The sequence below is a fragment of the Pseudomonas fluorescens genome, from assembly GCF_030344995.1.
Taxonomy (GTDB): domain Bacteria; phylum Pseudomonadota; class Gammaproteobacteria; order Pseudomonadales; family Pseudomonadaceae; genus Aquipseudomonas; species Aquipseudomonas fluorescens_BF.
In genome coordinates this window covers 3,669,797-3,692,610 of record NZ_CP128260.1, presented here as the reverse complement: position 1 = coordinate 3,692,610, position 22,814 = coordinate 3,669,797, and the positions used below count along the sequence as shown (strand labels likewise).

Sequence of the window (22,814 nt, the reverse complement as noted above, 5' to 3'; positions counted from 1 at the left end):
TGAAGGCGCTGCCGAAAGCCGCGCCTTCAGGGAACTGGATCAGTCGCGGTAAAACACCTGTACCAGGTGATACCCGAACTTGCTCTTGATCGGCCCGTGCACCGTGCGCAATGGTTTCTTGAAGATCACCGCATCGATCGCACCGACCATCTGCCCCGGCCGCACTTCACCCAGATCGCCGCCGCGCTTGCCGGACGGGCAGGTCGAAAATTTCTTCGCCAGCACATCGAACGCTTCACCGTTGGCGATGCGTTGTTTGAGTTTTTCAGCCTCTTCGGCGGTTTTCACCAGAATGTGGCGGGCTTGGGCTTTCATCGTGCAATACCTGTAGCGGGGTGACGGCGGGGCGCGGATTATGCCTCAAGTCACGGGTTTTGGCTGATCATCGTGCGGATCTTGCCGGCCAGCTGTTCGATGGAAAACGGCTTGGCGACCATGTCCATTCCGTCCTCAAGGAAACCCTGGCGCTCGGCGGCTTTCTGCGCGTAACCGGTCATGAACAACACTTTGAGCCCCGGACGATGCTGGCGGGCGATCTCCGCCATTTGCCGACCGTTCATGCCCGGCAGGCCGACGTCGGTCACCAGCAAGTCAACCCGCAGATCGGATTCGAGCAACGGCAGGGCACCCTTGGCGTCTTCGGCTTCATGGGCGCGATAACCCAGCTCCTTGAGCAGGTCCATGACCAGCATGCGCACCGCCGGATCGTCCTCGACCACCACCACGGTTTCGCCGGTGGCGACAGCGGGGACCTCGGTGACCGTTTCGATGACCGGCCGCTCCGGTTCCAGTGCATACAAACGCGGCAAATACAGGCGCACGCAGGTGCCCTGACCCGGCAGGCTGTCGAGGCTGACGTGCCCGCCGGATTGCTGGGCGAAGCCATAAATCATCGACAACCCGAGCCCGGTGCCTTGACCGATCGGCTTGGTGGTGAAGAACGGATCGAACGCCTTCGAACGCACGGACGGCGTCATGCCGGTGCCGTTGTCGCTCACCGCGAGCATCAGGTAATCCCCGGCCTTGACCGGTTCTAGGGTGGTGATGTCGTTGCCGTCGAGGTAGACGTTGGCGGTTTCGATCAGCAGCTCGCCGCCGTCGGGCATGGCATCGCGGGCGTTGATCACCAGGTTGAGCAGGGCGTTTTCCAGTTGACTGACGTCAGTGCTGACCGCCCATACGCTGTCGGCCAGACGCAACTTGAGCTCGATCGGATCGCCCTTGGTGCGGCGGATCAGGTCTTCCAGTGAGTGGATCAGCTCGTTGACGTCGATGGTCTTGCGATCCAGCGACTGACGCCGGGAGAACGCCAGCAGACGGTGGGTCAGCGCAGCCGCGCGGTTGGCCGAGGACACCGCCGCATCGGTGAAACGGCCGATCTCATCGGCGCGGCCGCTGGCGATGTAGCGCTGCATGAGGTCGAGGCTGCCAATGATGCCGGTCAGCATGTTGTTGAAGTCATGGGCGATGCCGCCGGTGAGCTGGCCGACCGCTTCCATTTTCTGCGCGTGGCGCAGGGCGTCTTCGGCGCGCTCGCGTTCGAACATCTCGTTCTGCAAACGCTGGTTGGCCTGGGCCAGTTGCTCGGTGCGCGCACTCACGCGTTCCTCAAGGGTTTCATTGAGGTTGCGCAGAGCTTCTTCGGTCTTTTTACGTTCGGTCTCGTCGATCACGAAGATGTAAAAACCGTTCACCGCGCCGTCCGCACCGTGGCGTGGCAGGTAGTTCATCAAGGCATGCCGCTGGCTGCCGTCGCGGTGGGGTGTGTACAGGCTGAACGAGCAGGGACGACCGGCCAGGGCTTCGGCGATGTACGGGGCCCGCAGGAAATAGGCTTCTTCGCCGATCACTTCGCGGACCGTGCGACCGTACAGTTCTTGAGGCGTGAGCCCGTACCAATCGAGATACGCGGCGTTGTTCAGGCGAAAGCGTTCTTCGTGGTCGACATAGCTGATCAGGATCGGCATGGCGTTGATGATCAGTTGCAGCTCGGTCTGGCTTTGGCGCAGAGCCTGTTCGGTGTGCTTGCGCTCGGTGAGGTCCAATGCGGCGCCGAGAAAACGCATCGGCCGGCCATGATGGTCCTTGTAACAGCGCCCGCGGGCGAACACCCAGCGCAGCTCGCCATTGGCTTGCAGCAGCCGATATTCCTCGGCGTATTCGGTGCCGTGGGTGATGCAATGCTTGATGCTGCGGGCGATCAGCGCGCGGTCTTCGGGGTGCACGCCGTGCAGGTATTCGCTGATCGGCAACTGACCGGCCAGCGCCGGATCGACACCGTGCAACTGGGCGAAATGCGCGTCGGCAATGAAGCGGTCTTCGCCAATGTCCCAATCCCAGGTGCCGACCGCATCGGTGGCTGCCAGCGCCAGTTGCAGACGTTCTTCACTTTCTCGCTGGGCCTTGAGGCTGTCTTCGGAACGTTGCTGCAGTTCCAGGGCGATGCGCCGGCGCTCGTTGGTTTCGATGGCGGTGACCAGAATCCCGGCCACCTGCGCGCTTTCGTCGCGGATCGGGCTGTAGGTCAGATCCAGCCAGAAGTCGGAATCCTGGCCGTCCCGTTGAAGGGTAAAGCGCCGTTCGCTGTAGGTTCGTACCTGGCCTTGTAGGACGGCGCTGTAAATCGGGTCGGTAAAGTCTCGAAGTTCCGGCCATATCTGGTGCGCCGGCTGTCCGAAAGCGTGCGGATGCTTGTTGCCGGCCAGCAATGCAAAGCCGTTGTTGTAGATCTGGGTAAGTTGCGGGCCCCACAACAGCAGCATCGGCATCGGCGAGTGAATCACGATGTCCACCGCGGTGCGCAGGCTCTGTGGCCAGGTGCCGGAGGCGCCCAGCGGGCTGCGACTCCAGTCGGTGCGGGCAATCAATGCCTGGGCGTCGTTGGTGTTCGGTACAGCGTTCATCACATCAATCCTGAGCATCGGTCGGTGAGGCGGCGTCTACTATCCTAGTGCGGTAGACGCTGTAAGACCCGTCGCGTCACGACGCACGGTCTTGTATTCATTGAAAGCTTCGCAGGTGCTTTTGGCCATGGAAATCGACGCACTACTCAAACAACTGGCGAGCCGCCACGGTTCGGATCTGTTCCTGTCCACGGGCGCACCGCCCAGTGCGCGGTTCGACGGGGTGTTGACGCCGTTGAGCGAGCAGCCCTTCAAACCCGGTGAGGTGGCAACTGTCGCCGCCTCCCTGATGGACGCCGAGCAGCGTCGGGAGTTCGACCGGGATCTGGAAATGAACCTGGCGATTTCCCGCACCGGCATCGGCCGCTTCCGGGTCAATATTTTCAAACAGCGCAACGATGTGTCGATCGTGATCCGCAACGTCAAGCTCGATATTCCGCGATTCGAAGACCTGAAACTGCCGCCGGTATTACTCGAATCGGTGATGCTCAAGCAAGGCCTGATCCTGTTCGTCGGCGCCACCGATTCGGGTAAATCCACGTCGCTGGCGGCGCTGATCGACCATCGCAATCGCCACAGCAGCGGGCACATCATCACCATTGAAGATCCGGTGGAATACATCCATCGCCACAAGAAATCGATCATCAACCAGCGGGAGGTCGGCGTCGATACCCGAAGTTTTCACGCGGCATTGAAAAACACCTTGCGCCAAGCGCCGGACGTGGTGCTGATCGGCGAAATCCGTGACCGCGAGACCATGGAACATGCGCTGGCCTTCGCCGAAACCGGGCATCTGGTGTTGTCGACATTGCATGCCAACAACGCCAATCAGGCGCTGGACCGGATCATCAATTTCTTCCCCGAAGAGCGCCGGCCGCAATTGCTGCATGCCTTGGGCAATCACCTCAAGGCGTTCGTCTCCCAGCGTCTGGTCCGAACCCGGGACGGTCAGCGACGGGCCGCCGCCGAGGTCATGCTCGGTACGCCGACGATTGCCGACCTGATCCGGCGCAATGACTTTGGCGAGTTGAAAACCATCATGGAAAAATCGGCGGAACTGGGCATGCAGACCTTTGACGCTGCACTGTTCGCGCTGGTGGCAGAAGGGGTGATCGATGAAGACGAGGCCCTGAAAAACGCGGATTCGGTGAACAACCTGCGCCTGCGTCTGAAGCTGCATGCCGATACCATGCCGTCCCCACCGCCCTCGACCGGCGAGTGGGGACTGATGGACTGACAGGCTTCAGTCGCGAAGTTCGACCCGATTACGAAACTGCTCGAGCGCGTCAGGATTCGCCAGCGCATCGGTGTTTTTCACCGGCTCACCGTGCACCACATTGCGCACGGCCAGCTCCACCACCTTGCCGCTGATGGTGCGCGGAATATCGCTGACCTCGACGATCTTCGCCGGTACATGGCGCGGTGTGGTGTTGGCGCGGATCACCTGGCGTATCTGCTTTTGCAGTGCGTCATCCAGTGCTACGCCTTCCTTGAGGCGCACGAACAGCACCACGCGCACGTCGTCCTGCCACTGCTGGCCGATGGCGACGCTGTCCAGCACTTGCGGGACTTTCTCCACCTGCCGGTAGATTTCCGCTGTGCCGATGCGCACGCCGCCGGGGTTGAGCACGGCGTCGGAGCGGCCGTGAATCAGCATCCCGCCGTGGGGCAGTTGTTCGGCGTAGTCACCCTGGGCCCAGACGCCGGGGAACTGGCTGAAATAGGATTTGCGCAACTTCTCGCCGTCAGGATCGTTCCAGAGTCCGATGGGCATCGCCGGGAATGGTCGAGTGCATACCAACTCACCTTTTTCGCCGATCACCGGTTGCCCGGCGTCGTTCCATACTTCCACCGCCATGGCCAGGCTCTTGCCCATGATCTCGCCCCGGCGGACTGCCGACATCGGGTTACCGTTGACGAAGCAGGACACGATGTCGGTGCCGCCGGACATCGATGACAGGCAGACGTCAGGTTTGAAGTCGCGATAGACAAAGTCGTAACTCTGTGGCGACAACGCGGAACCAGTGCAAAGCAGGGTTTTCAGGTGGCTCAAGTCGTAGCTTTCACGCGGTTTGATGCCGCTGCTTTCCAGGGTCGCGAGGAATTTCGGGCTGGTGCCGAACACGCTGACCTGCTCGTCGTCGAGCAGCTCGAGCAATCGCTCGTTGTCCGGATAAAACGGTGAACCGTCATACAGCACCACCGCGCTGCCGACCGCCAGCGCCGAGACCAGCCAGTTCCACATCATCCAGCCGCAGGTGGTGTAGTAGAACAAGCGGTCACCAGGGCCGAGGTCGACATGCAGCCCGTGCTCCTTGGCGTGTTGCAGCAACACGCCGCCGGTGCTGTGAACGATGCACTTCGGCACGCCTGTGGTGCCGCTGGAATACAGCACGTACAGCGGATGGTCGAACGGCACCGGGACGAAATGCGGCTCATCGCCGGGCTCATAGAAGTCGTCCCACAGCGTGACGTTGGCGGGTGTCCGGTAATCCGTGGCATGGGCGTGAGGTCGTGCGTAGGGCACTATGATCAGCTGTTGCAAGGTCGGCAGCTGTTCGAGGATTTCATTGATCTTGACGGTCTGGTCGATCTCTTTGCCGGCATAGCGGTAACCGGCGCAGGTAATCAGCACTTTCGGTTCGATCTGGCCGAAGCGGTCGATCACGCCGTGGGTGCCGAAGTCCGGCGATGAGCACGACCAGATCGCGCCGAGGCTGGTGGTCGCGAGCATCGCCACCAGAGTTTGCCAGGTGTTGGGCATGCACGCTGCAACCCGGTCGCCGACCACGACGCCGGCCGCTTGCAGGCTGGCCTGGAACCCGGCGACGTGTTGGGCCAGTTCGGCCCAGGTCAGCAGTTCTCGCTGGCCGTTTTCGCCGATGGCGATCACGGCGATTGCATCATCGCGGCGGCTCAGCAGGTGTTCGGCGAAGTTCAGGGTGGCGCCGGGAAACCATTCGGCACCCGGCATTTTCAGGCCTCCACGCAGAACCGCGTCGGGCTGGGTGTGAAAACTGATGCCGAAGAAATCAACGATCGCCTGCCAGAACGCTTCGCGCTGGTCGATGGACCATTGGTGCAGGGCAGGGTAGTCGTCGAGGTGCACGTGGTGACGCTGAATGATGAAGCGCCGAAAACCGTCCATGCGGGACCGGGCAATGCGTTTGGCATCGGGCTGCCAGAGAATGTCGGACATGGTTTGCCTCTTATTGTTGGTCAGAAAGCTCCCACGACAGCGTGGGAGCGATCAGTTGCAAGCTTACTGCGCCAGCCACCCGCCATCGATGTTCCAGGCTGCGCCACGCACCTGGCTGCCGGCCTCACTGCACAGAAACAGTACCAGCTCCCCCAGATGCGCCGGGGTGACGAACTCCAGCGACGGCTGCTTCTCGGCCAGCAAGTCGTGTTGCGCCTGCTGCGGGTCGACACCTTTGGCCGCGCGGTCATCGATCTGCTTCTGCACCAGCGGCGTCAGCACCCAGCCCGGGCAGATGGCGTTGCAGGTGACGTTACTGGCGGCGGTTTCCAGGCCAACCACTTTGGTCAGGCCGATCACGCCATGCTTGGCCGCCACATACGCAGCCTTGCCGGTGGAACCGACCAAGCCATGCACCGAAGCGATGTTGACGATCCGCCCCCAACCCTTGGCGCGCATGCCCGGCAGGCTTAGGCGAGTGCTGTGAAACACCGACGACAGGTTGATCGCGATGATTGAATCCCAGCGCTCCACCGGAAACTCTTCCACCGCCGCGACGTGCTGGATGCCCGCGTTGTTGACCAGAATGTCCACGCCGCCGAACTCGCGCTCGGCGTAGGCGATCATGTCGGCGATCTGCGCCGGGTCGCTGACGTCCGCCGGGTGATGGCCAACCTTGCCGCCGAACTGTTCGACTTCGGCAATCACCTTGGAGGCGTCGCCAAAACCGTTGAGGATCAGGTTGGCGCCGGCCTTGGCCAGCGTCAGGGCGATGCCCAGCCCGATGCCGCTGGTGGAGCCGGTAACCAGTGCGGTCTTGCCAGAAAGAGTCGTCATCAATACCTCACACAATGCCAGTGGCGTAGAAAGTGCCGATCACCACGAAAACCGCCAGGGTCTTGATCAGCGTAATACAGAAAATGTCCTTGTAGGCCTCACGGTGAGTCAGGCCGGTGACGGCGAGCAGGGTAATCACCGCGCCGTTGTGCGGCAGGGTGTCCATGCCGCCGCTCGCCATCGCCGCCACCCGGTGCAGCACTTCCAGCGGAATGTTCGCGGCGTGGGCGGCGCTGATGAACTGTTCGGACATCGCGGCCAGCGCGATGCTCATGCCGCCCGAAGCGGAACCGGTGATACCGGCCAGCAAGGTCACGGTGATGGCTTCGTTGACCAATGGATTTGGGATGTTCTTGAGCCAGTCGGCCAGCACCAGAAACCCCGGCAACGAGGCGATGACAGCGCCGAAACCGTATTCGGATGCAGTGTTCATCGCCGCCAGCAGCGCACCGCTGACTGCGCTTTTGCTGCCCTCGGCGAGCTTGCTTTTGATCGCTTTAAAACCGAATGCCAGGACCATCAGGATGCCGACCAACAGGGCTGCCTGCACCGCCCAGATCGCCGTGAGTTTGGCGATCTCGGTGGTGACCGGCGCGGCCATGCCCGGCAGCGCGAGGCTGTGGGTCTTGCCGTACCACTGCGGAATCCACTGGGTGAACAGCAGGTTCATGATGCCCACCGCCAGCAGCGGAGAAAGAGCGATCCACGGGTTCGGCAGTTTCAGGTCTTCGGCGGTTTCCGGTTCGTTGCGCAGTTCGGTGCCGTAGCCTTCACCCGCGCGCTGAGCCTTGTTGCGCTGGCGCTGCAGGAACAGCATGCCGGCGCAGAACACGAAAATCGTCCCGATCACACCCAGCCACGGCGCCGCCCATGCGGTGGTGTTGAAGAAGGTGCTGGGGATGATGTTCTGGATCTGCGGCGTGCCGGGCAGGGCGTCCATGGTGAACGAGAACGCGCCGAGGGCGATGGTTGCCGGGATCAAGCGCTTGGGGATGTTGCTCTGGCGGAACATTTCCGCCGCGAACGGGTAGACCGCAAACACCACGACAAACAGCGAAACGCCGCCGTAGGTGAGTAGGGCGCAGACCAGCACGATTACCAGCATCGCCTGGCGGGTGCCGAGCAGACGAATCGCTGCCGCGACAATCGAGCGGGAGAAACCCGACAGCTCGATCAACTTGCCGAACACCGCGCCGAGCAGGAACACGGGAAAGTAGAGTTTGATGAAGCCGACCATTTTCTCCATGAACACCCCGGTGAAAGCAGGGGCGACGGCAGACGGGTCGGTAAGCAACACGGCGCCAAGGGCGGCGATCGGGGCAAAAAGGATAACGCTGTAGCCACGGTAGGCCGCGAGCATCAGCAGCGCGAGGGCTGCCAAGGCGATGATCACACTCATGGTGTGCTCCTTCGATTGTTATTTTTGTGGGTGGAACGGGTGTGGGAAGGGCTTTAGCGAGAACTGTGCCAGGTGATTAAGTCGTTGAAATAAAAGGAATTAATTTTATTTTTGATGGTGGTTTTCGGGATTCTGTCTCTGTTTGGAGACTTCTATGGCTGAGAGGGCGCTTTCGCGAGCAAGCCTGCTCCCACAGTTGAACGCATTCCCCTGTGGGAGCGGGCTTGCCCGCGAAGGTTCTGAAGTTGTCTTGATTTAGAGATTTGTGTCTCTTTATTGAGACTCTGCGATCCCAAGCGCAATCATCTTCTTGTAAAGCGTCGAACGACCCAGTCCCAGCCGCTCAGCCGCCTCAATCACCTTGCCCCCGCATTGCGCGAGGGTGGATTGAATCAACTGCCGGTCAAACCGCTCGCGGGCCTCACTGAATGTTTCGTTTCTCGCTGGCTCTGACATCGGCGGGAATACCCGTTCAACGGGAGTAAACGTGCCAATCGCGGCACGAATGTCCTCCGCCGTCAGCATCAAGTCATCACTGAGCAACGCCGCGCGCTCCAGTACGTTGCGCAACTCGCGGATATTCCCCGGCCAGGCATGCTGACCCAGCAATTCCAGCGCTTCGCGGTTGAGTTCGTGCTGACTGCGCAGCTCTTCAAGAATCGCTTCACTGAGCGCCGGCAGATCATCCAGCCGTTCCCGCAGCGGCGGCACCTGAATCGGCAGCACGTTGAGGCGGTAGTACAAATCCGCACGAAACTCGCCGCGCTTGATCGCCGCTTCCAGATCCGTAGAGGTGGCGGCAATCACCCGCACATCACTCTGAATCACATCGTTGGAGCCAACGGGTTCGAACTCCTTTTCCTGCAACACCCGCAGCAATTTGCTTTGCAACGGCAGCGGCATGTCGCCGATCTCGTCGAGAAACAGCGTCCCGCCCTGAGCGATCTGCAACTTGCCGGTGCGGCCCTTGCGATCGGCGCCGGTGAAGGCGCCGGGCGCGGTGCCGAAAAACTCGGCTTCGAGCAGCGCTTCGGGAATCGCCGCGCTGTTGATGCTGACGAATGCTTTGTGCGCCCGAGGCGAAGCGCCATGGATGGCCTGCGCCAATAACTCTTTGCCGCTCCCGGTCTCGCCCAGCAACAGAACCGGCGACTCGGCGCTGGCGCTGCGACGGGCACGTCGCTTGACCTCGAGGCTGGCAGCACTGGTGCCGATGAAATGGGCGAAGTTGTATTTGGTCTGCCGGGCACGCAGCAGTGAACGGGTCGAGGCCAGTTCTTCCTGCATGCTCAGGTAGCGCTTGAGCATCGGCGACAGCGTGCGCAACTCGTCGAACAGGGCAAAACCGATGGCGCCGATCACCGCGCCGGCGTCGTCATGAATCGGCAGGCGCATCACCACCAGTGGTTCTTTCGGGGTGTCCTGCATGTCCAGCAGAATCGGCCGCCCGGTGCGTACCACTTCGCGCAGCAGGCTGCCGGGGATCACGCTTTCGCAAGGCTTGCCGATCGCGCCGGCCGCAGAGTCGAGCCCAAAGCGCCGGGCGTAGCGCTCGTTCATCCAGACGATATTCGCGTCGCGGTCGACAATCACCGTGCCTTCACTGGATTGCTCGATGATCTCGAACAACGAACGGATCGCCAGCGTGCGGACCCGTTGGTAATCCTTGAGGCTTTCGGTGGTGTTCATGGCGGCGTCCATTGGCGGAAGTCAGGTGGCGCGATTATGCCTATCCCGGATGCGCCGCGGCCAACAGCTCTTTGGTGTAGGGGTGCTGCGGCGAGTCGAACACGTCATGGCTGGCGCCGCTTTCGACCACTTTGCCGTCCTTGATCACGATCATGTCGTGGGCGAGGGCGCGTACCACTGCAAGATCGTGGCTGATGAACAAATACGTCAAACCGTGTTTTTCCTGAAGTTGGCGGAGCAGGGCGACCACCTGTTTCTGCACGGTGCGATCCAGCGCCGAGGTCGGCTCGTCGAGCAGGATCAATGCGGGCTTCAATACCAGCGCCCGGGCGATGGCAATGCGCTGACGCTGGCCGCCGGAGAATTCATGGGGATAGCGATGACGGCTTTCAGGGTCGAGCCCGACTTCCTTGAGCACGCGGATCACCTGGTCGTCGCACTCGTCGGCAGTGGACTGGCAATGCACCTCCAGCCCTTCGCTGATGATCTGCGCCACCGACATGCGCGGGCTGAGGCTGCCGAACGGATCCTGGAACACCACCTGCATCTGTCGGCGCCATGGCCGCATCTGCTTCTGGTCGAGACCGTCGAGTGCCGTGCCCTGAAAGCGGATGCTGCCCTTGGAGTCGAGCAGCCGCAGGATCGCCTGGCCAAGAGTCGACTTGCCTGAGCCGGACTCGCCGACGATACCCAGCGTCTTGCCGCGCTGGATATTCAGGCTGATGCCGTCCACCGCGCGCAGGTATTGCTTGCGCTGGAACAGCCCGCCGCCGACCGTGAAATCAACCCGCAGGTCATCGACTTCCAGCACGTTTTCGCGTTCGTCCCGGGGTAGCGCTTCGCCTTCCGGTTCAGCGTTGAGCAACACGCAGCTGTAAGGATGTTTCGGTTCGGTGAACAGGGTTTCGCACGGCGCCTGCTCGACGATCTCACCGGCCTTCATCACGCACACCCGTTGGGCGATGCTGCGCACCAGATTGAGGTCATGGCTGATCAGCAGCAGCGACATGCCGAGGCGCCGTTGCAGGGACTTGAGCAGCAACAGAATCTTGCGCTGTACGGTCACGTCGAGTGCGGTGGTCGGCTCGTCGGCGATCAGCAATTCGGGTTCGCAGGCCAGAGCCATCGCAATCATAACCCGCTGGCGTTGGCCGCCGGACAATTGATGCGGATAAGCCTTCAGCCGTTCTTTGGGCTTCTGGATGCCCACCAGTTCGAGCAGTTCGAGGATCCGTGCCTGAGCTTCTTTTCCACCGAGGCCGCGGTGCAGCAGCAGGGTTTCGCCGATCTGCTTTTCAATCGTGTGCAACGGATTGAGCGAGGTCATCGGCTCCTGGAAAATCATGGCGATGCGGTTGCCCCGCAGATCGCGCAGGGTCTTCGGATCGGCGCCGACCAGTTCCTGCCCACGATAGCGGATGCTGCCGGTGGTCCGGGCATCGCATTCCGGAAGCAGCTGCAGGATCGAATGGGCGGTCACCGACTTGCCCGAGCCCGACTCGCCGACCAGTGCCAGGCACTCGCCGGGGCGGATGTCCAGGCACAGGTTGCGCACCACGGTCTGGCCATGGAAGGCGACGCTGAGGTCACGGATTTCGATCAGGTTGTCAGTCATATCAAATATCCGTTCATGAGCGCGGGTCAAAGGCATCGCGCAGCGCTTCGCCGATGAATACCAACAGGGAAAGAATCAGCGCCAGGGTGAAAAACGCGGTCAACCCGAGCCACGGCGCTTGCAGGTTCTGCTTGCCCTGACCGATCAGCTCGCCCAGTGACGCGCTGCCGGCGGGCATGCCGAAGCCGAGGAAATCCAGCGCGGTCAGGGTCGAAATCGCCCCGGTCAGAATAAAGGGCAGATAGCTCAGGGTTGCGTTCATCGCGTTGGGCAGGATGTGCCGGACAATCACCTTGCGATCGCTCAAGCCCAAGGCCCGGGCAGCCTTGACGTACTCGAGATTGCGACCGCGCAGGAACTCGGCGCGTACCACGTCCACCAGCGCGAGCCAGGAAAACAGCGCCATGATCCCCAGCAGCCACCAGAAATTCGGCTCGACGAATCCCGAGAGGATGATCAGCAGGTAAAGCACCGGCAATCCTGACCAGACCTCCAGCAAACGCTGGCCGAGCAGATCGACCCAGCCGCCGTAATAGCCTTGCAGGGCGCCGGCCGCGATGCCGATCAGGGCGCTGACGAAGGTCAGCATCAGGGCGAACAGGATCGACACCCGCGCGCCGAAAATCACCCGAGCCAGTACGTCGCGCGCCTGATCGTCGGTGCCCAGCCAGTTGACCGAAGTCGGCGGGCTCGGCGCCGGTTTGTTGAGGTCGTAGTTCGGGGTGTCGTCACTGAACGGAATCGGCGGAAACAGTAGCCAGCCACCGTCCTTGCGGATCAGCTTCTGCACGTAATCGCTACGGTAATCGGCCTGGAACGGCAGTTGCCCGCCGAACTCCTGTTCTGTGTGGCGCTTGAACACCGGGAAGTACCACTGGCCCTGATAGCTGACGATCAGAGGTTTATCGTTGGCGATCAACTCGCCACCGAGGCTGATCACGAACAGACCAATGAACAGCCACAACGACCACCAGCCCCGGCGGTTTTTCTTGAAGCGTTCGAAGCGGCGACGGCCCAGAGGCGAGAGCTTGAACATCAGGCGTTCCTCGCGGCGAAGTCGATGCGCGGGTCGACCAGCGTGTAGCACAGGTCGCCGATCAGTTTTATCAGGAGGCCGAACAGGGTGAAGATGAACAGCGAGCCGAACACCACCGGATAGTCTCGGGACACGGCCGCTTCGTAACTCATGCGCCCCAGGCCGTCGAGAGAGAAGATCACTTCGATCAGCAACGAGCCCGCGAAGAACACGCTGATGAACGCCTGGGGAATGCCCGACACCACCAGCAGCATCGCGTTGCGGAACACGTGTCCATAAAGCACCCGGTTTTCGCTCAGGCCTTTGGCGCGCGCGGTGACCACATATTGGCGGGTGATTTCATTGAGGAACGAGTTCTTGGTGAGGATGGTCAGGGTGGCGAAACCGCCGATCACCAGCGCCGTGACCGGCAGTACGAGGTGCCAGAAGTAGTCGGTGATCTTGCCCAGCGTCGACAGGGATTCGAAGTTGTCGGACACCAGACCGCGCACCGGAAACCAGTTCAGCGACGTGCCGCCGGCGAACACCACGATCAGGAACATCGCGAACAGGAATGCCGGCATGGCGTAGCCGATGATGATCGCCGTACTGCTCCAGATATCGAAATGGCTGCCATGGTGCACGGCTTTGCGGATACCCAGCGGGATCGACACCAGATAAGTGATCAGCGTCGCCCACAGGCCGAGGGAAATGGTCACCGGCATTTTCTGCAGGATCAGGTCGGTGACCGTGGCTCCGCGGAAGAAACTCTTGCCGAAATCCAGTTGCGCGTAGTTCTTGAGCATCAGCCACAGGCGTTCATGGGCCGGTTTGTCGAAGCCGTACTGTTTTTCGATGTCCTTGATCAGTTGCGGATCGAGGCCGCGACTGGCGCGGGACGTGCCACTCATGGTCTCGCTCGCACCGCCGCCGACACTGGCGCCGCCGATGCCTTGCAAGTGGGCGATGGCCTGTTCCACCGGGCCACCGGGCGCGGCCTGGATGATCACGAAGTTGACCAGCAGAATGATCACCAGTGTCGGGATGATCAGCAGCAGACGCCGCAGTATGTAAGCCCACATCAGTGCGGCCCTCCGGGTCTGCCACGGCTGATTTTCTCGGCCGTCATCTGCTGGTTGGTCAGCGGTGTGCTGCTGATTTCCCACCAGCTCTCGATCGCTTCGTCATTGCTCGCCTGCACGGTGGGGATGCCGAAGCGGTTCCACCACACGGTCGACGTGCCCGGCGGGTAATAGTTGGGAATCCAGTAGTAGTTCCATTGCAACACCCGATCCAGTGCATGGGCGTAATGCAGCATGTCGGCCTGGGTTGAGGCGCGGATCAGGCCGTTGATCAAGGTGTCGACCGCCGGGTTCTTCAGCACCATGTAATTGTTGGCGCCGGGGTCGTTGGCCGACGCCGAACCGAAGTAGTTCAGCAGTTCGCCGCCGGGGGAGGTGGTGACCGGGTAGCCGGTGACGATCATGTCGTAGTCACGACTCATCAGGCGGTTAACGTACTGAGAGGAATCGATGCGGCGGATGTCGAGGTTGATGCCGATCTGCTTCAGCGTGCGCTTGTACGGCAGCAGCAGACGGTCCATGCCGTTCTGGCTGACCAGGAAGGAGAAGCTCAACGGCTCGCCCCGGTCGTTGACCAATTGGTCGCCATCGGGTTTCCAGCCGGCCTGTTCCAGCAGTTCCAGCGCTTGCAGTTGTTTGTCGCGGATAAGGCCGCTGCCATCGGTCTTCGGCGCTTCGAAGACCTGGGTGAACACCTCGTCGGGAATCTGGCCGCGCAAGGGTTCGAGAATCTTCAGCTCGGCGGCATCCGGTAACTGCCGTGCAGCCAGGTCACTGTTGGAAAAGTAGCTCTGCTGACGGATGTACATGTTGCGCATCATCTGCCGGTTGCTCCACTCGAAATCCCAGAGCATGGCCAGTGCCTGACGAACGCGGCGATCCTGGAACATCGGTTTTTGCAGATTGAACACGAAACCCTGGGCCGACTGCGGCGCTTCGGTGGCCAGATGCGCCTTTTGCAGACGACCGTCGCTCAGGGCCGGGCTGTCGTAACCGATGGAGTAGCCGGTGGCGGAGAATTCACGGTTGTAGTCGTAGGCGCCACCGCGCAGGACCTGGCGGGCGACGTCGGTGTCGCCGAAGTACTCGATGCTGAAGTGATCGAAGTTATAGAGGCCACGGCTGACCGGCAGGTCCTTGCCCCACCAGTCCGGATTGCGTTCAAACGTGATGCTGCGCCCGGAATCGACCTTGCCGACTCGATACGGGCCGCTGCCCAGTGGCGGTTCATAGCCGCCACCGCCAGCGAAATCACGGGTCTTCCACCAATGTTCGGGAAATACCGGCAGGGTTGCGATGTCCAGCGGCAGGGTGCGGTTTTCGTTGCTCTTGAAGTCGAAGCGCACGGTGAGCGGCGCTTCGACTTCGACGCCTTTGACGTCGGCGAACTGGGTGCGATAACGCAGGCTGCCCTGGGTCATCAGCAAGTCATAGGTGTAACGAACATCTTCGGCGGTGATCGGCTTGCCATCGGCGAAGCGGGCCTTGGGATTGATGAAGAAGCGCAGGGACAGGCCGTCATCCGAGCGTTCCATTTTTTGCGCAACGAGACCGTATACGGTGTAAGGCTCGTCGAGCGAGCGCTGGGCCAGCGGGGAGTACAGCAAACCGTCGATCTGGCTGACACCGATGCCTTTGTCGATATACGGCAGGACATGGTCGAAGTGGCCGATCTCGATGGCCGAGCGGCGCATCGTTCCGCCCTTGGGCGCCCGGACGTTGGTGTAATCGAAGTGACTGAAGCCGGGCGGGTACTTTGCCGGTTCGCCATAGACGGTCATCGCATGCTGCGGTGCGGCGTCCACACCGGTGATCCCCAGCAGCAGGGTCACGGCAGTGAACATCAATGTCGGGAAAGCCAGTCGCATTGTCAGCCTTAAAGCCGGGTAATCGATAAGCGCAATTTGTACGCGAGCGGCGAGTCGTTCGCCAGCGGTGTGGTGTAACCAAAACAAAACGGCCCGCCATCAGGCGGGCCGTTGCACAGCAGGTCGGGCTGAAAATCAGTCCTGACGGCTGGTGACTTCCAGCAGGTGGTAGCCGAACTGGGTCTTCACCGGGCCTTGCACGACGTTGATCGGCGCGCTGAATACCACGGTGTCGAATTCCTTGACCATCTGGCCAGGACCGAACGAACCCAGGTCGCCGCCCTGACGGCTGGACGGGCAGGTGGAGTTGGCCTTGGCCACTTCGGCGAAATCAGCGCCACCTTCGATCTGGGCCTTGAGTTCGTTGCACTTGGCTTCGCTGGAAACCAGGATGTGGCGGGCAGTGGCTTTAGCCATGGGGAAACACTCCAATCAAATCAGTAAAGGGGGGAGCCTACCGGATTCAGTGGCCGATTTCTCGGCAAAGTTCCATTCGCTCGTCTGATACCGGCTGCTATAGGTTAGCCGCTTGCAGGCGCAAGGCGTGTTCCACGTAGAGTTGGATCGGATCGTTCGCCGTGGCGCGCTGGCCGATGCCCCGATGCAGGCCGCGCAGATGGTCGAACGGATAATCGGAGCCGATCACGGTGCCGAGGTGGGAACTGAAACGACCGACGAAGCCGTCGTTCTGCGCGGGTTCTGTAATGAAATACTCCGACAGGGCCAGACAGATGCCCTGCATCGGGTCAAGAGGCTGTGCAGAGGGCTGCGGCACAACGCCACTCCACGAATAATAGCGAACGCCATCGACTCGCTCGGCGCCCTGGCCACCCCAGGTTTCGGGAAGGCCCTGCGGGTATTTGTCATTGAATTGGCCGACCCCTTCTGTCGTCAATGCATTGAGTGCTGCCAGTGCATGGTGAGGCAGTTTTTTGTGCCCGCTGAGCAGAGATAGAAAGTCGGAAAACAACGTCGCTACATTCTGCGCCACGGTCTCCGGCAGCCGTCCGGGGATCAATGCCTTGCGCAGGAAGTCGGCCAGCTCCGAACCGTGGTTGGGGCCGCTGACCGAAGTCACGGAAGCGACCTTGTGTGGCGCAAGCGCTGCAGCGTATCGAGCAGACAACGCGCCTTGGCTGTGACCGATCAGGTTGACTTTTGTCGCGCCAGTACCTCGTAGCACGGAGTCGATCTGCGAGAGCAATTGCTCGCCTCGCACTTCGTTGTCATGAACGGCCGACAAGTGCGGCACAAATACCTGAACGCCTGCGGCCTTGAGTGCCTGTTTGACGTCATGGAACAGTTCGAAAGGGCCAATGCGCTCGAATCCGAACAGACCATGCACCAACAGTACGGGATAGAGAGTTGTGGCATTTCGTTGCATTTTTCGTCCTTGATCGCAGAGATTCATCGATGTTGTCTGCGTGCCACTCTAAAACAGTCGTTGCGCAGGCGATGCCTGAATAGTCTTTCTAGTGCGGTGGAAACTGGATCAGAGTTCGTATGAAATTTCACTTTTGAATGAGATCCGGTTCTGAATATTTGGAGGGTTCCCGCCTTGTCGAGCGTGTTTTTCCAATTTTTGCCTACTTGCTTCAGTGCAGTTAACCCTGTCTCGCCGGGTGTTGGGCTGACATCGGGTGAACGATGAAGCGCGTTAAATAGAGGCTCTCGCGAGCAGGTCATCATTTCCAGAGGAGGGCTGCGAATGAACAGAACGGATCCCGTGCACTCAGGGAGGATACGTCGATGTTGAACATGGACTCGCCCTCCGGGTGAATCACACACCGGAGGGCGGCTCGATTGTCAGGCCTGTTGTCGAATGCGTTGTGCGCCGTCCAGCAACAGACGCTCCGTTGCATCGAATCCAAGGCAGCCGTCGGTCACCGAAACGCCATAACGAAGCGATTCACTGAGCGGCTGACATCCCTCGAACAGATGCGACTCAAGCATCATGCCGATCAATGAGCGGTTACCTTGCAGTCGCTGCTCCAGCACATCGCTGAACACCCCCGGCTGGCGAAGCGGGTCCTTGCCGCTGTTGGCATGGCTGCAGTCGACCATGATCCGGCTCGGAATTTTCAGGCGGTTCAACTCGGTGTTGATGACGGCAACGCTTTCGCGGTCGTAGTTAGGCCCTTTGTGACCACCACGCAGTACCAGGTGGGTGTCTGGATTGCCTGGGGTCTGGATGATTGCCGGGTGACCCTGGCTGTCTACGCCGAAATGGCGATGGGCATGCGCTGCCGAACGCATTGCGTCAACCGCGACAGCCACACCGCCGTCGGTGCCGTTCTTGAAGCCGACGGGCATGCTCAGCCCACTGGCCATTTCCCGGTGGATCTGTGATTCGGTCGTGCGGGCGCCAATGGCGACCCAGCTCAGCAAGTCATCGAAGTACCCGGCCGCCATGGGTTGCAGCAGTTCGGTGGCAATCGGGAGTCCGAGACGGATCATTTCCAGCATCAGTTCGCGCGACAGCGTGAGGCCGGCTGCCATGTCGTCGCTGCCATTCAGATGAGGGTCGTAGGCCAGGCCTTTCCAGCCGACGGTGGTGCGAGGTTTTTCGACGTAGGCACGCATCACGAGCAGCATGTCATCACGGACTTCTTCGGCCAGGCGCGCCAGTTTGCTGGCGTATTCAAGCGCGGACTCTGGGTCGTGGATCGAGCAAGGGCCGACGATCACCAGCAAACGCGGGTCATGGCCATCGAGAATCGCGCGGACCGCCTGGCGGTGGGCGACGACTTGCTGGTTCAGCGCATTGCTCAGGGGCAATTGCTGTTTGAGTTGCAGCGAACTCGGCAGACGCAGGGTCAATGCCTCGTTGGCAGGGTTCAGGGTGGACAGTGGCAGAGCAGAAACGGACGAGTTCATATTCGGTCTTCCTGGGCGGACGGCGGGTACTTCCCGCTCACTCGGCCCTACTGGGGTGTTCGACAATTGGCCGGATTGGCTACGTGTGTTGGCTTGCCACCTGTGGGTGACCGATCGGAGGCGGCAGGCTGTCCCGAGCGGAGGCTGGTAAATCGCCAGGCGGTAAAACTGTCGTAACGGTAATAAGTGGCGTAGTTCATTGGTTGAATCCTCAAAGTGTCTGATGTGTTGCTGAAAAAGTTTGGGCCTGAAAAAAACAAAACCCCCGGTCGGGAGGCCGACCGGGGGTTGAGAAATCTCTGGTAGGCGACCCGTTCAAATGGGCGCCGTGTGGGTATCAGGCGCGCCAGTGGCTAAACCAATACCCAAAATAAAAGCTTGCAGGAGCGCAGGCGCCGTTCACCCGGGCAGCCGCAACCGAGCGCAAGGCGCTGACGGTACGAAGCTGTGAGAGGGTGTTGAGCATGATCTGTCTCCAAAGAATGCGCCGAGCTTACTAGAGGCTGCTGCGCGTCAGCAATCAGAAAATGCTATCGCAGGCACAAGAGGGACTCTATGGGTTGAGCGCCCGCCAAGGTGTGACACACTCTGCTTTCTGAACGTGTGCTCAAGGAAGGGGCATGAATTTGAAGAAGATCGAGGCAGGAATGAGTTTTGAGTTGCGCCAGGCAACGTCCGCCGACCTGTCGTTTGTACGAGAGTTGACTTGCCGAAACATGCTCCCCTACTACATTCACTATGACTTGCTGTGGCAGGACGAAGCGTTCGATGTTGCCTGGGCCGGGCGTGATAACTGGTTGATCCTGCGTGAAGGCGAACTGGTGGGGTATTTCAGCCTGAGTCGTGATGCTCGGGCCGTGTATATCCGCGAATTGCAGATCGTCGAAAGCGCTCAAGGCCAGGGCGCGGGATCCTGGGCGATCGATCAGGTTGCTGCGATGGCTCGACTGGAGCGCCGCCCGGCGTTGCGCCTGACGGTATTCAAAAACAATCCGGCGCAAAACCTGTATCGAAGAAAAGGAATGTTTGTGCAGGGCGAGGACGAGTGTTTCCTGCGAATGCAGCTCGATTTCAGTACACCTGTGCTCTGAAACCCACGGCTGGCAAGCCCTCGATGAAGAGTTGAAGCTTTTTATATGTCGCTTGCCGCTAGGTCTGCCCGGCACTTTTTGCTAAGGTGTCCGGCATCCCAATAAGACCATATCGCGAGGTGTCTGCTTGATTAGGGTGCTAGTGGTCGACGACCATGATCTCGTTCGTACAGGCATTACACGGATGCTGGCCGATATCGATGGCTTGCAGGTGGTAGGCCAGGCCGAGTCCGGGGAAGAATCCCTCATCAAGGCTCGTGAGTTGAAGCCTGACGTGGTGCTGATGGACGTCAAGATGCCTGGCATCGGCGGCCTGGAAGCCACGCGCAAACTGTTGCGAAGTCATCCCGACATCAAAGTGGTCGCGGTCACCGTGTGTGAGGAAGATCCGTTTCCTACACGGTTGTTGCAGGCCGGTGCGGCGGGGTATCTGACCAAGGGCGCCGGGTTGCCCGAAATGGTTCAGGCCATTCGCCTGGTGTTTGCCGGCCAGCGCTACATCAGCCCGCAAATTGCCCAGCAACTGGCAATCAAATCCTTTCAGCCGACCAACGATTCACCGTTCGATGCGTTGTCGGAGCGGGAAATCCAGATTGCGTTGATGATTGTCGGCTGTCAGAAGGTTCAGATCATTTCCGACAAATTATGTTTGTCGCCGAAAACCGTGAACACCTACCGCTACCGCATTTTCGAGAAGCTTTCGATCAGCAGCGATGTCGAACTGACGCTTCTTGCGGTACGTCACGGCATGGTTGATGCCAGCCTCTGACCATGACTGAAGCATTCGATTCGGGCGCCTTTCTTTCGACCGTCAGCGGGCGCCCCGGCGTGTATCGCATGTTCGACAGCGAAGCGCGTCTGCTGTACGTCGGCAAGGCGAAGAACCTCAAGAAGCGTCTGGCCAGCTACTTTCGCAAGACAGGCCTGGCGCCGAAGACCGCTGCACTGGTAGGGCGTATCGCCCAGGTCGAAACCACCATCACATCCAATGAAACAGAGGCGTTGCTGCTTGAGCAGACTCTGATCAAGGAGTGGCGGCCGCCGTACAACATTCTGTTGCGCGACGACAAATCCTATCCCTACGTCTTTTTGTCTGACGGGCAATTCCCGCGCCTGAGCATTCATCGTGGGGCCAAGAAGGCCAAGGGCAAATATTTCGGTCCTTATCCGAGCGCCGGGGCGATTCGCGAGAGCCTTAGCCTGTTGCAGAAGACCTTTTTCGTGCGTCAGTGCGAGGACAGTTACTACAAGAACCGAACCCGGCCGTGCCTGCAATACCAGATCAAGCGTTGCAAGGCGCCCTGTGTCGGGTTGGTTGAACCTGAGGTTTACGCCGAGGATGTACGTCACTCGGTGATGTTCCTCGAAGGACGCAGCCATGCGTTGACCAATGAGCTGTCGACGGCGATGGAAGAGGCTGCGATCAACCTCGAGTTCGAACGCGCCGCCGAACTGCGCGACCAGATCGCGTTGCTGCGTCGGGTACAGGATCAACAGAGCATGGAAGGCGGTACCGGCGACATCGATGTGATCGCCGCGTTCGTCAATCCGGGCGGGGCCTGTGTCCACCTGATCAGCGTGCGGGGAGGGCGGGTGCTTGGCAGCAAGAACTTCTTCCCCCAAGTCGGAATTGAAGAGGAAGTGGCCGAGGTCATGGCCGCTTTCCTCGGGCAATACTTCATCAGTAGTCCTGAACGCGATTTGCCAAGCGAACTGATCGTCAACGTCGTGCACGAAGACTTCCCTGCGCTGATCGAGGCCATTCAGGCGCTGCGCGGACGTGAGCTGACCATCAGCCATCGGGTACGCGGTACACGGGCGCGCTGGCAGCAACTGGCGGTGACCAATGCCGAACAGGCACTGGGTGCAAGGTTGGCCAATCGTCAACATGTTGCCGCACGTTTCGAAGCACTGGCAGAAGTGTTGAACCTGGATGAACCGCCACAACGGCTGGAGTGCTATGACATCAGCCACTCCAGCGGTGAAGCCACGGTGGCCTCCTGCGTGGTGTTCGGCCCGGAAGGGGCGATCAAATCGGATTACCGTCGTTACAACATCGAAGGCGTGACCGCCGGCGACGATTACGCCGCCATGCACCAGGCCCTGACCCGACGCTTCAGCAAACTGAAGGAGGGCGAGGGCAAGTTGCCGGACATCCTGCTGGTGGACGGCGGCAAGGGGCAACTGTCGATGGCGCGTGATGTGCTCAACGAACTGGCTGTTCCGGATCTGATCTTGCTGGGGGTCGCAAAAGGTGCCACACGCAAGGCGGGATTCGAGACTTTGTATCTGAATGATGCTGCAAACGAGTTCACCTTGCGGGGTGATTCGCCAGCGCTGCATCTGATCCAGCAGATTCGTGACGAAGCCCACCGCTTTGCGATCACCGGCCACCGTGCACGGCGCGGCAAGACCCGCCGCACGTCGACGCTGGAAGGCGTTGCGGGCGTCGGGCCGACCCGGCGTCGGGACTTGTTGAAACATTTTGGTGGATTGCAGGAGCTGTCTCGTGCAAGCATCGAAGAGATCGCCAAAGCACCGGGGATCAGCAAAAAGCTAGCAGAGTCGATTTATGCAAACCTGCATAGTGAGTAGAATGCCCATTCACCTCGTAGCCAGTTGTGCCGATGAATATCCCTAATCTGATTACCGTTCTCCGCGTCCTGCTCATCCCGATCTTCATTCTGTTGTTCTATCTGCCTTACCAATGGAGCTATCTGGCCTCAAGTTCGGTATTCGCCTTCGCGGCGGCAACGGACTGGCTGGACGGCTATCTCGCGCGACGCCTGGAGCAAAGCACGCCGTTTGGTGCGTTTCTGGATCCTGTCGCCGACAAACTGATGGTTGCTGTTGCTCTGGTGTTGCTGGTGCAAGAACATGGCAACCTTTGGCTCACTCTTCCGGCTGCTGTCATCATCGGTCGCGAGATCGTTGTCTCGGCGCTGCGTGAGTGGATGGCCGAACTCGGTGCCCGGGCCCATGTGGCCGTGTCGAATCTGGGCAAGTGGAAAACTGCTGCACAAATGCTTGCACTGGTGATCCTCCTCGCCAACCCCAAGGTTTTCAGCTTCTGGGTTTTCATCGGTTACGCGTTGCTGATGGTGTCGGCAGGCCTGACCCTGTGGTCGATGGTTCAATACCTTCGCGCTGCCTGGCCGCATCTGAAGACCGATGTTGAAAAGAAATAAAACTTTTTTGAATCAAAGGGTTGACGGCGCTTCTGATTTCTATAGAATGCG

18 protein-coding genes are annotated in these 22,814 nt (G+C 60.3%); 5 read left to right on the top strand and 13 right to left on the bottom strand.

Annotated features, from left to right (window positions below; translation table 11 throughout):
- Nucleotides 1–39: 39 nt before the first annotated feature.
- Both QR290_RS16405 and QR290_RS16400 read right to left on the bottom strand, forming a co-directional pair.
- The gene (locus QR290_RS16405) at nt 40–315 is read right to left on the bottom strand and encodes a peptidylprolyl isomerase (RefSeq protein ID WP_007952044.1); all 276 of its coding nucleotides are present in this window, start codon (nt 313–315) and stop codon (nt 40–42) included.
- Nucleotides 316–365: 50 nt separating this feature from the next.
- Nucleotides 366–2,903, bottom strand: coding sequence for a PAS domain-containing hybrid sensor histidine kinase/response regulator (locus QR290_RS16400; protein WP_115078101.1), 2,538 nt, complete (start codon nt 2,901–2,903; stop codon nt 366–368).
- A 127-nt stretch (nt 2,904–3,030) separates the two neighbouring features.
- Here QR290_RS16400 and QR290_RS16395 point away from each other — a divergent pair, with 127 nt between their 5' ends.
- Nucleotides 3,031–4,140, top strand: coding sequence for a PilT/PilU family type 4a pilus ATPase (locus tag QR290_RS16395; protein ID WP_289203095.1), 1,110 nt, complete (start codon nt 3,031–3,033; stop codon nt 4,138–4,140).
- Between the two features lie 6 nt (nt 4,141–4,146).
- On the opposite strand, the gene QR290_RS16390 is transcribed toward QR290_RS16395, so the two are convergent.
- The 11 genes from QR290_RS16390 to QR290_RS16340 all read right to left on the bottom strand — a co-directional run bounded on the left by QR290_RS16390 (nt 4,147) and on the right by QR290_RS16340 (nt 18,484).
- Nucleotides 4,147–6,102 carry an acetoacetate--CoA ligase gene (locus QR290_RS16390; RefSeq protein WP_289203094.1) on the bottom strand — a complete coding sequence of 652 codons (1,956 nt, stop codon included), beginning with the start codon at nt 6,100–6,102 and terminating at the stop codon, nt 4,147–4,149.
- Nucleotides 6,103–6,165: 63 nt separating this feature from the next.
- Nucleotides 6,166–6,939 (bottom strand): 3-hydroxybutyrate dehydrogenase, encoded by a 774-nt coding sequence (gene hbdH, locus QR290_RS16385; RefSeq protein ID WP_007952053.1) that lies wholly within the window; start codon nt 6,937–6,939, stop codon nt 6,166–6,168.
- 7 nt (nt 6,940–6,946) lie between these two features.
- Entirely contained in the window at nt 6,947–8,338 is a 1,392-nt protein-coding gene (locus QR290_RS16380; protein ID WP_085603294.1) for a GntP family permease, read from the bottom strand.
- A gap of 273 nt (nt 8,339–8,611) precedes the next feature.
- Nucleotides 8,612–10,027, bottom strand: a complete 1,416-nt coding sequence (locus QR290_RS16375; protein WP_289203093.1) for a sigma-54 interaction domain-containing protein — start codon at nt 10,025–10,027, stop codon at nt 8,612–8,614.
- Nucleotides 10,028–10,067: 40 nt separating this feature from the next.
- Nucleotides 10,068–11,642, bottom strand: a complete 1,575-nt coding sequence (locus QR290_RS16370; protein ID WP_007952057.1) for an ABC transporter ATP-binding protein — start codon at nt 11,640–11,642, stop codon at nt 10,068–10,070.
- 13 nt (nt 11,643–11,655) lie between these two features.
- Nucleotides 11,656–12,678, bottom strand: coding sequence for an ABC transporter permease (locus QR290_RS16365; protein WP_085683860.1), 1,023 nt, complete (start codon nt 12,676–12,678; stop codon nt 11,656–11,658).
- Entirely contained in the window at nt 12,678–13,739 is a 1,062-nt protein-coding gene (locus QR290_RS16360; protein ID WP_007952064.1) for a microcin C ABC transporter permease YejB, read from the bottom strand. The genes QR290_RS16365 and QR290_RS16360 overlap by 1 nt, the downstream gene beginning before the upstream one ends.
- Nucleotides 13,739–15,607: an extracellular solute-binding protein gene (locus QR290_RS16355; RefSeq protein ID WP_289203092.1), complete on the bottom strand. Its 1,869-nt coding sequence runs from the start codon at nt 15,605–15,607 to the stop codon at nt 13,739–13,741. The genes QR290_RS16360 and QR290_RS16355 overlap by 1 nt, the downstream gene beginning before the upstream one ends.
- Nucleotides 15,608–15,742: 135 nt before the next feature.
- Nucleotides 15,743–16,024, bottom strand: a complete 282-nt coding sequence (locus QR290_RS16350) for a peptidylprolyl isomerase (RefSeq protein WP_007952068.1) — start codon at nt 16,022–16,024, stop codon at nt 15,743–15,745.
- A 97-nt stretch (nt 16,025–16,121) separates the two neighbouring features.
- Nucleotides 16,122–16,991 carry an esterase/lipase family protein gene (locus QR290_RS16345; protein WP_289203091.1) on the bottom strand — a complete coding sequence of 290 codons (870 nt, stop codon included), beginning with the start codon at nt 16,989–16,991 and terminating at the stop codon, nt 16,122–16,124.
- Nucleotides 16,992–17,413: 422 nt separating this feature from the next.
- Entirely contained in the window at nt 17,414–18,484 is a 1,071-nt protein-coding gene (locus QR290_RS16340; protein ID WP_289203090.1) for a 3-deoxy-7-phosphoheptulonate synthase, read from the bottom strand.
- Between the two features lie 647 nt (nt 18,485–19,131).
- On the opposite strand from QR290_RS16340, the gene QR290_RS16335 reads away from it, so the two are divergent.
- From QR290_RS16335 to pgsA, 4 genes are all read left to right on the top strand, one after another.
- Nucleotides 19,132–19,575 carry a GNAT family N-acetyltransferase gene (locus tag QR290_RS16335; protein ID WP_115079955.1) on the top strand — a complete coding sequence of 148 codons (444 nt, stop codon included), beginning with the start codon at nt 19,132–19,134 and terminating at the stop codon, nt 19,573–19,575.
- Nucleotides 19,576–19,702: 127 nt separating this feature from the next.
- A complete protein-coding gene (gene gacA / locus QR290_RS16330) occupies nt 19,703–20,344 on the top strand; it encodes a response regulator transcription factor GacA (RefSeq protein ID WP_032829778.1) in 642 nt (213 codons plus the stop codon).
- A 2-nt stretch (nt 20,345–20,346) separates the two neighbouring features.
- The gene (gene uvrC, locus QR290_RS16325) at nt 20,347–22,170 is read left to right on the top strand and encodes an excinuclease ABC subunit UvrC (RefSeq protein ID WP_179694759.1); all 1,824 of its coding nucleotides are present in this window, start codon (nt 20,347–20,349) and stop codon (nt 22,168–22,170) included.
- Nucleotides 22,171–22,202: 32 nt separating this feature from the next.
- On the top strand, nt 22,203–22,763 hold the full coding sequence (gene pgsA, locus QR290_RS16320) for a CDP-diacylglycerol--glycerol-3-phosphate 3-phosphatidyltransferase (RefSeq protein WP_085603312.1): 561 nt from the start codon (nt 22,203–22,205) through the stop codon (nt 22,761–22,763).
- Nucleotides 22,764–22,814: the final 51 nt, after the last annotated feature.